This window comes from Acinetobacter albensis, from assembly GCF_900095025.1.
Lineage (GTDB): Bacteria > Pseudomonadota > Gammaproteobacteria > Pseudomonadales > Moraxellaceae > Acinetobacter > Acinetobacter albensis.
The window spans coordinates 234,138-244,839 of record NZ_FMBK01000003.1 but is presented as its reverse complement, the minus strand read 5'-3'; the positions used below and the strand labels follow the sequence as shown (position 1 = coordinate 244,839).

Annotated in this window: 14 protein-coding genes; 10 read left to right on the top strand and 4 right to left on the bottom strand. The window is 39.6% G+C overall.

Going from position 1 to position 10,702, the window contains the following annotated elements; translation table 11 throughout:
- A partial coding sequence (locus GA0116959_RS03675; protein ID WP_141684224.1) for an FAD-dependent oxidoreductase occupies positions 1-113 on the bottom strand: 113 nt, incomplete at its 3' end.
- Between the two features lie 187 nt (positions 114-300).
- Here GA0116959_RS03675 and GA0116959_RS03670 point away from each other — a divergent pair.
- From GA0116959_RS03670 to GA0116959_RS03650, 5 genes are all read left to right on the top strand, one after another.
- Positions 301-927 (top strand): DUF1285 domain-containing protein, encoded by a 627-nt coding sequence (locus GA0116959_RS03670; protein ID WP_092718505.1) that lies wholly within the window; start codon positions 301-303, stop codon positions 925-927.
- A gap of 48 nt (positions 928-975) precedes the next feature.
- Positions 976-1,848: a glutamate racemase gene (murI, locus tag GA0116959_RS03665; protein ID WP_092718502.1), complete on the top strand. Its 873-nt coding sequence runs from the start codon at positions 976-978 to the stop codon at positions 1,846-1,848.
- A gap of 129 nt (positions 1,849-1,977) precedes the next feature.
- Positions 1,978-3,006, top strand: a complete 1,029-nt coding sequence (locus GA0116959_RS03660; RefSeq protein WP_092718499.1) for a DUF4062 domain-containing protein — start codon at positions 1,978-1,980, stop codon at positions 3,004-3,006.
- Between the two features lie 64 nt (positions 3,007-3,070).
- Positions 3,071-4,084 carry a ferrochelatase gene (hemH, locus tag GA0116959_RS03655; protein ID WP_092718496.1) on the top strand — a complete coding sequence of 338 codons (1,014 nt, stop codon included), beginning with the start codon at positions 3,071-3,073 and terminating at the stop codon, positions 4,082-4,084.
- Positions 4,085-4,105: 21 nt separating this feature from the next.
- Positions 4,106-4,750 carry an MBL fold metallo-hydrolase gene (locus GA0116959_RS03650; RefSeq protein WP_092718492.1) on the top strand — a complete coding sequence of 215 codons (645 nt, stop codon included), beginning with the start codon at positions 4,106-4,108 and terminating at the stop codon, positions 4,748-4,750.
- A 67-nt stretch (positions 4,751-4,817) separates the two neighbouring features.
- Here the strand turns inward: GA0116959_RS03650 and GA0116959_RS03645 are convergent, their stop codons facing one another.
- On the bottom strand, positions 4,818-5,003 hold the full coding sequence (locus GA0116959_RS03645; RefSeq protein ID WP_092718489.1) for a DNA gyrase inhibitor YacG: 186 nt from the start codon (positions 5,001-5,003) through the stop codon (positions 4,818-4,820).
- A gap of 84 nt (positions 5,004-5,087) precedes the next feature.
- Between GA0116959_RS03645 and GA0116959_RS03640 the strand changes: the two genes are divergently transcribed.
- From GA0116959_RS03640 to GA0116959_RS03630, 3 genes are all read left to right on the top strand, one after another.
- A complete protein-coding gene (locus GA0116959_RS03640) occupies positions 5,088-5,762 on the top strand; it encodes a class I SAM-dependent methyltransferase (RefSeq protein WP_171256858.1) in 675 nt (224 codons plus the stop codon).
- 7 nt (positions 5,763-5,769) lie between these two features.
- Positions 5,770-6,987: a TIGR03862 family flavoprotein gene (locus tag GA0116959_RS03635; protein WP_092718483.1), complete on the top strand. Its 1,218-nt coding sequence runs from the start codon at positions 5,770-5,772 to the stop codon at positions 6,985-6,987.
- A gap of 79 nt (positions 6,988-7,066) precedes the next feature.
- On the top strand, positions 7,067-7,477 hold the full coding sequence (locus tag GA0116959_RS03630; RefSeq protein ID WP_092718480.1) for a GFA family protein: 411 nt from the start codon (positions 7,067-7,069) through the stop codon (positions 7,475-7,477).
- Between the two features lie 44 nt (positions 7,478-7,521).
- Here the strand turns inward: GA0116959_RS03630 and GA0116959_RS03625 are convergent, their stop codons facing one another.
- Together GA0116959_RS03625 and GA0116959_RS03620 are read right to left on the bottom strand one after the other, a co-directional pair.
- A complete protein-coding gene (locus tag GA0116959_RS03625) occupies positions 7,522-8,106 on the bottom strand; it encodes a hypothetical protein (RefSeq protein ID WP_092718477.1) in 585 nt (194 codons plus the stop codon).
- Positions 8,107-8,116: 10 nt separating this feature from the next.
- Positions 8,117-8,899 carry a class I SAM-dependent methyltransferase gene (locus GA0116959_RS03620; RefSeq protein ID WP_092718475.1) on the bottom strand — a complete coding sequence of 261 codons (783 nt, stop codon included), beginning with the start codon at positions 8,897-8,899 and terminating at the stop codon, positions 8,117-8,119.
- Between the two features lie 122 nt (positions 8,900-9,021).
- On the opposite strand from GA0116959_RS03620, the gene GA0116959_RS03615 reads away from it, so the two are divergent.
- Entirely contained in the window at positions 9,022-10,311 is a 1,290-nt protein-coding gene (locus GA0116959_RS03615) for a hypothetical protein (RefSeq protein WP_092718470.1), read from the top strand.
- Between the two features lie 131 nt (positions 10,312-10,442).
- Entirely contained in the window at positions 10,443-10,640 is a 198-nt protein-coding gene (locus GA0116959_RS03610) for a hypothetical protein (protein ID WP_092718467.1), read from the top strand.
- Positions 10,641-10,702: the final 62 nt, after the last annotated feature.

Genomic DNA, 10,702 nt, shown 5'->3' with positions numbered 1-10,702 from the left:
AGGTTGTTTTCAATGGCAAGCTGACGGATTTTGATTGCAGCAGATAGACCCGCAGGGCCGGCACCTACGATTACAACGTCAAACTCCATGGATTCGCGTTCGATGTGTTCCATGTAGGACTCCTCATATAATTAGAAGGTGGCAACCGTAGTATTTCACTCGGTGCTGCCATGAGTGTTCTTAATGCCCAGACACAATTTTATTATCGTGTCTTTTATATTGTGGGCTAGTATAGTTTTAAACCTTGATCTAGCCAATTGGCTGAATCATATTATTTTCCCGTCAGTAGGGTCTTCAACTATGGTTAATCCAAATAATTCACCACATTCGACGGAAAATGTCTCTGTGGTTGATGATAAAAATTTAATGACTATTGCACAATACTTAAAAGATGGACAGAGCGGTCACAAAAGGTCAATACCACCTTTAGAGCAATGGCATCCAAAGCATTGTGGCACAATGGATTTAAAGGTAAAAGCCAATGGAGAATGGTGGCACGAAGGTCAATTGATCAAACGTCAAGCACTGATTGATCTATTCTCTACTGTCTTGTGGAAAGAACAAAATAAATTCTATTTAAAAACGCCGGTTGAACAAATTGAAATTGAGGTGGAAGATGAACCGTTATTTGTCAATCAGGTCGATCAAATCCAAATTGAAGCCAAAACCTACCTGCAACTGACCACGACGACTCAAGATATTGTGATTGTCGATCAAGAGCATCCGATCTTTATGCGTAACTATTCTAATAAGGACGGGAAAGATGAATTACGTCCTTATGTGCATGTTCGTTTTGGAATAAATGCATTAATTCAACGTTCTGCTTTTTTTCATTTAATTGAAATGGGAAAATTGCTTGAAAATGGTCAGGGTGAAACCATTTTAAGTCTACAAAGTGGCGATTTTAACTTGCAATTAGGCACCTGATGTTTAAGCTTTGCTTTCTCCCTTTTTGAATTGCTAAAAAGTGAAGTTATGACTGCTATTGATCCTCTTCATCCTTTAATCGATCCAATGCCTAAAGCAAAAGCTGATGCACCCATTGGAATTTTTGATTCTGGTATAGGAGGATTGTCTGTTGCACAGGAGATTGCACGACATCTCCCCAAAGAACGTATTCTTTATTATGCCGATACCGCGCATGTTCCCTATGGACCACGAGATGATCAGAATATTCGTGAATTGACTGCTCAAGCGATTGATTGGCTTTATCGACGTGGTTGTAAAATTGCTGTAGTGGCTTGTAATACAGCATCTGCTTTTAGTTTAGATTATTTGCGCGAGCATTATGGGGCAGATTTTCCCATTATTGGTTTGGTGCCCGCGCTCAAACCTGCGGTTTTGCATACCCAGTCTAAAACTGTGGCGGTACTGGCAACACCTGCCACGTTTCGAGGCAAATTGATTCAAGAGGTGATGCAAGGTTTTGCGGGTCCTGCTCAGGTCAAAGTGATTGCTGTGACCTCTCTCGATTTGGTGCCTTTTGTCGAAAGCGGCGCTCAAATGAGTACAGCATGTTTAGCCACATTAAAAGAGATTTTACAGCCTGTGGTGGATCAGGGGGCTGATTATTTGGTTTTGGGTTGTACACATTATCCTTTTTTAAAAGCTGCAATTGAGAGTATTTTTGGTCAGAAATTGACATTAATTGACTCTGGAGTACCTGTTGCGCGACAAACAGCACAAATTTTGATTAAAAATGAGTTATTATTTGAAAATGATCAAAACGAAATCGCTCGTATTGAATGTTATGTCAGTGGTAATAATGCAGAACGTTTAAAAGTGGTGTTGCAACATCTAATTCCATCCGATTTAAGCTGGAATATTCATAACATTACGGTTGAATAAGCCTTAAAACGTGACTCATCTTTTGAAAGATACTAAAAAAATTACTTTTATATTGGGATCATCACCTTGCAATCTTTGGGAACATTAAAGACCCAAATTTTGTAGCGTGGAATTGGAAGAGGATGACCAATGCTCGATAAGCGTTATCAAATTTTTATTTCGACTTCTGGTCGTGAGATGCAGCCAGAACGTATGATTTTGGCTCAGACCTTAGTGGGCATGGGTTTTTTTTCTTGGGGATTGGAACAACGAACACCGCTTTCTACTGCGCTTGCACGTCGTCAAATTGATGATTGTGATTATGTGATCATGCTTTTGGGTAGCCAATATGGTGAGCAGTCGGTGTCGGGTGTGGGTTATATGCATTTAGAATATATTTACGCAGTGACCAAACAAAAGCCAATCATCGTTTTTATGCATGATGAACCAGCAGCAAGAGACAGCTCGTTACATGATCAAAAACCTGAGTTGCGTGAAAAATTCTCAGAATTTCGCAAATCATTACAGCACGATGTAGATCAGGTTTTTACCTATCGCACTCTGCGTGATTTAGAAATGGCAGTGCGTTTAAATATGCCCCAAATGTTAGAGCGTTATCCTGTTTCAGGTTGGGTTCGTCCCCAGAATACTCAGTTGTTGCACGATGAAATTGATCAGCTCAAAACTAAGATTGAGCAATTAGAAACGGAAGTTGGTAAAAGAGAAGTCGATCCCTTTTTATCATTACCCAAAGTCTCGATGCATGAGTTTTTTGCTTTTGAATATCGTATGCATGCTTACCAAGATGGTAATTTTAAAGAATTAAAAATTCAAAAGAAATTAACTTGGGCACAATTGTTGGGCATTTTAGGCAGCATGTTTGTTCATCCGACGCCAGAAGAGTATTTTTCGAAGTGTATAAATGATTATTTAAATGACACAGGGCTAGAAGATGCACGGCTAGAAATGCCACGTGCGCATGCGATTGCACGGTCACAAATTAATATACGCGCCTTGCACAGTATTAAAATGCAGATGCGTCAAAATGACTGGATTATTCAATCTGGACGAGATGATCGCCAACGGATGTTGTGGCAATTGACCTCAAAAGGACAAAAGTTACTTGAGAGCAATTTGTTAAACAAGTCTCAAGCGTCTGAACAGAAATCATGGCATTAATTTTTTAGAGCACTGATAGAAAACTGTTAAAGTAAAGCAGTTCATTTATGTTGGAAAAGTTTTGATGTTTTCTGCACCTCAGGCAAAAGTCACGATTATTTTGGCCAATTTAGGAACGCCAGACGAACCTACGGTTGCTGCAGTACGTCGTTTCTTGAAGCAGTTTTTATCTGATCAGCGGGTTATTGAGATTCCGAAACCCATTTGGCAATTGATCTTACGTTTATTTATTTTACCTTTTCGTCCAAAACGTGTCGCACATGCCTATCAAATGGTATGGCGAGATGATTCACCGATGCGTGAAATTATGTTGGCGCAGGTTCAAGCAGTTCGAGAACATTTGGTTCACGCCTATCCTCAATTTGAATTAAATGTGGTGCCTGCGATGAGTTATGGTCATCCTGGTATTCAAGGTTTGCTTGACGAATTGAGTACTCATACTCAAGATCAGATTATTTTACTGCCTTTATTTCCGCAATATTCTGCGACTTCTACTGCACCGCTGTATGACGCTTTGGCAAAATGGATTCCGAGGCAACGTAATTTGCCCGGCTTGACCATTATTCGTGATTATTATCAGCATCCATTGTATATACAGGCTTTGGCTCAAAGTGTGCGTGATCATTGGGCTCAATATGGACAAGCTGAAAAGTTATTGATGTCATTTCATGGGATTCCACAACCTTATGCAGATAAGGGTGATCCGTATGCAGATCGTTGTCGTATTACAGCGCAACGGGTGGCAGATGCTTTAGGCTTGAGTGAGGATCGCTGGGCAATCAGTTTCCAATCGCGTTTTGGAAAACAAGAATGGGTTAAACCCTACACTGATGTTCTCCTTGAAGAATGGGGACAACAAGGCGTGAAATCGGTCCAGATTATGAGTCCAGCATTTTCTGCAGATTGTCTAGAAACCTTGGAAGAGTTAGCCATTCAAAATGCGGAAACATTTAAGGCTGCCGGTGGAATGGATTATCAGTATATTGCTGCACTCAATAGTCGTGCAGATCATCTGATCTTGCTCAATCAACTGCTTCAAGCTAATCTTGATGCCTTAACGCAGACTTTTGCCCATTAATTTTATTGAGGTTTAGCCTTTATGTTGCAAGTCAAAATTGTCCCTGTCACCGCATTTCAACAAAACTGTTCAATTGTTTGGGATGCAGAGACGAAAGAAGCAATTTTAATCGATGCGGGAGGTGACGCTGAAAATTTAAAGGCCGAAGTCGAGGCTTTAGGGCTAAAGGTAAAAGCTTTATGGTTAACGCATGGACATTTAGACCATGCTGGTGCTGTGGGGTGCTTGAGTAAAGACTGGAATATTCCTGTGATTGGACCGCACAAAGAAGATGCTTTTTGGTTAGACATGATTCAAGAGGTGTCTGCTCGTTATGGTTTTCCGATTCCAGAAAAAGTTGAAGTGAACCAGTGGCTTGAAGGTGGAGAAACTTTAACCCTAGGCAAAGAAAAGTTTGAAGTCCGTTTTGCTCCTGGTCATACACCAGGTCATGTCATGTTTTATAATCAGAACTATGGGCTGCTCTGGACAGGAGATGTGTTGTTTAAAGGTTCTATAGGGCGGACTGATTTTCCGCGTGGTAATCATCAACAGCTGCTAGATTCGATTCAGCGTGAATGTTTTAGCTTGCCCGATGAAACGCAATTTATTTCAGGACATGGTCCAATCAGTACCATCGGTTTTGAAAAAAAGCATAATCCATTTGTGGCTGGAAAAGCGGGCTAATTTTTAAATATAAAAATTAATGGTCTGCTCATGCAGACCTTTTTTATCGCTGTTTAAAATCAATGAATTAGAATTGATCTTCTTCACGGCCACCATCAGCTTGCGGTGCATCTTGGGTCGGCAAGGTATATTCATCATTTGCCCAAGCGCCTAAATCAATCATTTTACAGCGTTCTGAACAAAATGGACGAAATTCGTTATCTTGCCAAGTCGAAGGTTTGCCACAACGTGGGCAAGGAAAAGTACGTGGCATCTTATGCTCCAGATAAAAATGATGATTCGATTAGGCAAACACAATGGGGCTTGCTAGACTTGAGCCGATTTTTGTTAGTTTGATCTGATTATGCCAATTCGTCAATTTCAAGCACAGCGTATGCATGCGCCTCGTGACTTTCAAATGATTCGCCCAGAGCCAGTATGTGTGGAAATTGGGGCCGGTAAGGGGAAACATGCCTTATTGTTTTCAACGCAAGAGCCTGAAAAGCAATTAATTGCCATTGAACGTACACGCGAAAAATATTTGGCGATGCAAAAACAGCATGTCTTAGAAGGACAAAAAAATTTACAGCCCATTCATGCCGATGCGATGCCTTGGGTCGTGCATGCATTAGTGCCTGCACAAGTTGAACAGTTTTTTATTCTATATCCGAATCCAGAACCGCATAATTCAGCGCAACGTTGGTTAAATATGCCATTTTTTGAGTTTTTATTGTCGCGTTTACAAGTGGGTGGCACGATTACATTGGCCAGTAATATTGCTGAATATATTGCAGAAGCCGAACAGCAGTTAATGAATATTTGGAAACTACCTTTTGTAAAAGAAGTCATCACCAGTACATCAGCTCGAACGCATTTTGAAATTAAATATTTAGAACGTGGTGAACTGTGTCAGCAATTGATCATCACTAAACCAACAGATTATTCAACGCGATTTGATGATTTTATGCCGCTACAAGGTCAAGTTGTAGTTGAATCAATACCCTTACAAACTGATTTAAATAGAGGTCAATAAGGCTGTTATGAAAAAACGTGTTGCTATTATTGGTGCAGGACCAGCGGGGTTGATGGCCGCGGAAGTGTTAAGTCAATATGATTATGACGTGCATGTATATGAGCAAAAACCGTCAGCAGCACGTAAGTTCTTAATGGCGGGGAAAACAGGGTTAAATATTTCACATGCCGAGCCAATAGAACAATTTATTGAGCGTTATGATCAAGCAACATGGCTTGAACCTTGGGTCAAACGTTGGGATGCACAATGGATTCAGCACTGGATGAAAGGGTTAGGGATTGAGTCTTATGTTGGTTCATCTGGTCGAATCTTTCCGCTTGAAATGAAAGCTGCTCCATTATTACGTGCGTGGCTGAAAAGATTGCTTGAAAAGGGGATTCAATTTCATTATCGACATCAGTGTTTGAGCTTAAAGGCTTCAATATTACAAGTAAAAGACCTATCCAATCATCAGATGACTGAGCAATATTTTGATGCCGTTGTGATGGCCTGCGGTGCTATTTCTTGGTCACAACTGGGCAGTGACGGAGCATGGCAGCAATGGTTGGCACAAAATGAAATTGAAACTTTTCAAGCCAGTAATGCAGGGGTGGAAAGAGCTTGGTCTGAATTTATGCAGCCTATGTTTGGACAACCATTAAAGCGTGTTGATGCGTGGGTGGATAATCAAGCTAAAACCACCGGTGATATTGTGATTAGTCATTATGGTTTAGAAAGTGGTTTGATTTATAAACAAGGTCGTGCACTGCGTGGACTGGTTAAAAATGGTCAAACTATGCAGTTATATCTAGACTTATTACCTGATCAAAGTATTGAGCAGTTGAGCAAAAAATTAAATCCCAGTAAAAAACAATCGTTGAGTAATGTGTGGCGTAAAGCAGGTTTAGATAGTGCTAAGGCTCATTTGGTGCGTGAATTGGTGGATAAAAATCTATGGCATGAACCTTTGGCTTTAGCCAAGCAGATTAAAAATTTAGCGATTTGCTTAGATGGATTTCGTCCGATTGAAGAAGCCATTAGCTGTGCAGGCGGTATTAAACAAGAAGTCTTATCTGCCCAGTTACAACTTAAATCAAACCCTACTGTATTTTGTTGTGGGGAAATGCTGGATTGGGATGCCCCTACAGGTGGTTATTTACTCACCGCTTGTTTCGCGACTGGACGAGCTGCCGGCGAAGGTGTACATGCTTATTTGAATGATGAAATTTTTGAACGGCCAATATAATCAGTCAAAAAGCACGTTTTGAAGCGCTTTTAAAATTATGCTAGTTTGGACGTCTGATTATTCTTAAAAGATAGCCGTTATGTCTAAACAAAACCAATATGCAGGAAGCTGTTTGTGTGGCGGTATTCGCTATGAAATACAAGGTGAAATTGGCGAAATTGTTCAATGCCACTGTCAGCGATGTCGTAAGGCCAATGGTACTGCGTATGCAACCAATGCACCGATTCGCAAAGCAGATTTTAAAATTGTAGACGGTGAACATTTATTGAAAAAGTTCCAATCGACAGAAACCACGCAACGTTGTTTTTGTGCTGATTGTGGCTCACCGATTATTAGTATTAAAACAGAAACACCAGAGGTGTATCGTTTGAGAATTGGGACATTGGATACACCGCTTAATCACACACCGACTCATCATATTTTTTGTACTTCCAAAGCTGAATGGGAGACCATTGGTGATGCTTTGCCTCAATATGATGAGCGTCCTTAAACTATATAAAACGATGAAGCTAGAAAGAAGTTAAATCCTCTTTTTTATGAATTAGAATCAAGCGTTTCATGTTTACTTAGAGCTGGGTATTGTGACTGCCAATATTCAAGTTGTTCTTGTGCATGTAAAAAACCACCCAGACCTTTGACTTGATCTTGTGAAAGTTTTATTTTATCTGCCTTGCTCGTGGTCTGCTCATGATAAAGTTTGGCCTGAGTTTGCCAATATTCAGCGATTAATCCTTGGATATAGCGGCCTTGTTCAGTTTTTAAATCCAAATCTTTCAGCATAGTTAAAGCAGATTGAACATTATCGCGTTTACGATTATGGACAAAATCATCCGTTAATTCGCCAGACTTTTGCATTTTGCTCAGCTCATCTTCCATATCATCACTCATTTGTGTAAAGCGAGTATCGAAGTCGGTCAGAAGGGCAATATCGTGCAGGTCATCTGGCATCTTTTCAAATGCTTTTACAGGTTCAGTAATTAACTCCTGCATGACTTTATCCTGAGCTTCAATACTGCTATTTTCCGTTGAGCTATTTTTACTGTTATCGCAGGCACTCAATAGTAAGCTTGAACATAATAAAAATGGCAAACGTAAGTATTTCAATTGCTGTTTTATCATGATAAATCCTTCATTTCGGGTCAATTTTTTTAAAATTATAGGCATAAGTCACATAAGGGAAAATAATTTCATCTTGTGGATGCCGTCCTGTGTACTGTAAAACAATGTGTTCAAATTGCTGTTTTAAATGTTGCTGTTGTTGTTCTGGCATGGCAGCAATAAAACTGGTGGAAAGCAATCGCTTAGACACCACATTTTCTACCGTACCGACATGATGCTGGGTAAATGTGTGCACATTTACCCATTGAAATAACGATTGATGCTCAAACACCACTTGCCACTGACCACTATGATAACGTGGTGTGTTACTCTCCAAAGGTTGTAACAGATCTGCAAGGGCTTTGACCCAATCAACTTGTATATCGCGTTGATTCCAGATTAGTGCCAAATGCCCCTCAGGTTTTAAGACTTGATGAATTTGTTGTAATGTTTCAAAATTGGCAAACCAATGAAATGATTGAGCACAAACAACTGCATCGATACTGTTTGCTGTTACGGGTAAATCATTGCTACAGGCTTGTCGCGTTTCGATGTGTGGATAGCTTATTTTTAATTGAGCTAACATTTCTGCAATAGGTTCAATCGCAGTAATATGCGGCGTTACTTGTTGGAGATAGGCTAAAAATTTGCCAGTACCCGCACCAAGATCAATCACCTGCGATGTTGGATTGAGATGAAGCTGATTTTTTAGCCAGCCGACCAGCTCTTGTGGATAACTCGGACGGCTCTGTTGATAAAGTTCTGCAGCAGAACTGAAGCCTTTTTGAGCAGTAGGATGGAGTGATTGTGTCATATTTTGCGCTTTTTAATCTGCTGAGCATCTATAAAATAACATAATCGTTTTTCGTAAATAGGCAAGCTGTCTATTTGTTTTATTGATACACAAAACAAGGGCCGATTTGCTTCGGTGTGGAAATGGAAAAACACATTATTTTTGAAGACGAACAAATTCGTGCCATATTTTTAAAAGGCTCATCTGATGCGTTGATTTTCTCTTTTGGCGATTTAATTACCCGTGCTAAAGGGTTATCAATCAATGCCGAAAAATCACTTGCTAAACATGAGTTTAATGTCATTGGGATTATGCCTAAGCAGAAATCTTGGTTTCCTGAAAGTTCAATCCTTGCAATGTTTGCATCGATTGAAGATTTCATTGCACCCTTTAAAACCCGTATTGGCTATGGCGGTTCTATGGGCGGGTACGCAGCGATCAAATATTCGGCTCTATTGCAGCTTGATCGGGTAGTGGCACTGGTCCCCCAGTACTCGATTAATCCAGATCAGGTTGAAGACTTACGCTATAACATGTTTTTCCATGCTGAACTAAATGCCACTATGCAGATTCAAGCGCATGATGTTTCTGCTGAGTGCGAATACATTGTGGTTTACGATCCGTATTGCGAGGAAGATCGTGCACATTACTTGAAACTAGAACAGGTTTTGCCGCAGATACAGACATTAAATTTACCCTTTACTGGGCATGATGCGATTGCTGTTTTAGCCAGTTCGGAACTTTTAAACGATTTCTTGCTACATGAATTTGATGCGCCTTATTTTTATCAAAAAATCCGTCAAGTTAAAAAGAACAGTAAGTTTTATTATCGTAAAGTCATCGAAAATTTATTACCGAGACATAAAAATGCCTTAGGTTCGATTTTAATTAACAATGATTTACAGTTAGATCATCAATTTTTTGATCCAAAACTGAAACAACATTTACTCAGAGCCTTACTGAGTAATAAGCAAGTCAGTCAGCAAGATCTGTTAAAGTTAGGCATACAGGTCAATTTGCCACAAGAAAATCGCAGCCAACTTTTGGATTATTTTGGTCACGGCTTAGTTTTTAATGTGATTAGCCAAAAAATTGAAAGCTATGCTGCCAGCGCCATCGCTTTAAATCATAAGTTTCTCATTCCGATTTTTGCCAAAGGGAGTGGTTTGGTTCAGATTAATTTGAATGATGAGCGCTATGTAGTCGCGATGAACGATCGTCAAGTCATGAAATTATTTAAAGAACAAGATGCTTTGACTGTGGGCATGCATCCGATTGTCATAAAGAAATACAGTGATTTTTATTTGCTCAGTTATAAGCATTTAAACTTGAGCACCAATGAATATGGCAATCACGATTTTATTGAAGATAGCCCTGAAACCACGCAATTTGTGACTCAATCGGAACAACTTCAACCGCCTTTAAATACTTAAAAAGGTTTTCAGATACCTCGACTTTGGTCTAATTTTTAACCACTTGCTTTATATTTTAATCGGGCTAAGATAGAAAATATAAGGTGAGTAGTGTAGCTCTTAGAAATTAAACAAGAAAAAGGCGCTGAAGGATGAGTCGTGATTTTGTATTGTTTTTATGTTTAGCATTATGTTTCTTAACCCTATTATTTGCGATGATGCGCTATCAACCTGATCCGACTTATTTGATTATGGGAAGCGGATTAGGGGTGGTTCTGGCACTTGGTCTGTATGTCTTTTTTGAAGTTCGAAAATCTATTCAATTATGTATCACTAAGCCCACCAAGTAGTGGGTTTTTATATTGAAGTTTAAAAGAGCAAAGCAAAAAATTCGTTTGCATAAAACAAAATC